1 protein-coding gene and 1 pseudogene are annotated in these 602 nt (G+C 43.5%); both read right to left on the bottom strand.

Translation table 11 applies throughout. The features are described from left to right. Positions 1–139, bottom strand: a pseudogene (locus R7E78_RS28280) (sulfite exporter TauE/SafE family protein); the annotation flags it as partial. A gap of 46 nt (positions 140–185) precedes the next feature. Then, a partial coding sequence (gene toxS / locus R7E78_RS28285; protein ID WP_318058901.1) for a transmembrane regulator ToxS occupies positions 186–602 on the bottom strand: 417 nt, incomplete at its 5' end.

A 602-nucleotide genomic window follows, 5' to 3' on the forward strand; every position in this document is an offset into this window, starting at 1 on the left:
CTAGTGCAACGGAGAACGGTAAGCCAAGAAAAATAAGTAGAGGAAACTGTAGCAAACCGGCGCCGCCACCAGAAAGAGATGCCAACGTATTTGCAACGAGCGAGCCGAAAAAGAGAGTGAAAGTGTCTAACCAATCCATGAGAAAAAATTAAGGGGGCATCTTGCCCCCTTATCACTAATTAAATTCAGTTTCTAAACAGTACCGTAGAACCGTGATTTAGGCTAGTTAATAGCAGAGTCTTCTCATTAACCACGTCAATTCGGCGGCTTTGTTCTGCATCTAGCTTAAAGATTTGAGTAATTAAGCGTAGTTGCGCTTCAGAAAAATCCTTGGATTGAGAAGAAGAAATATCTTTGAACTCAGAAGGAGAAACAAGCAGATAGTTATCACTCACTTCCCAGCGACCTTTCTCTGAAATATTAATTGTCGATTCAGCCGTCGAGCCTTGTGCGAACAGTTTGATGTTTGCCACACGAATGTAATCGCCATTCGGCAGGTACTTAACGTTCGACTCCACATTCACTCGACGTAGCGGGCCTACGGTATCGTCTGGCAAGTTATCAGTAATCACAGTCACCATGGTTGACTGCCATTCATTTGA

Source organism: Vibrio sp. YT-19(2023) (assembly GCF_033337395.1).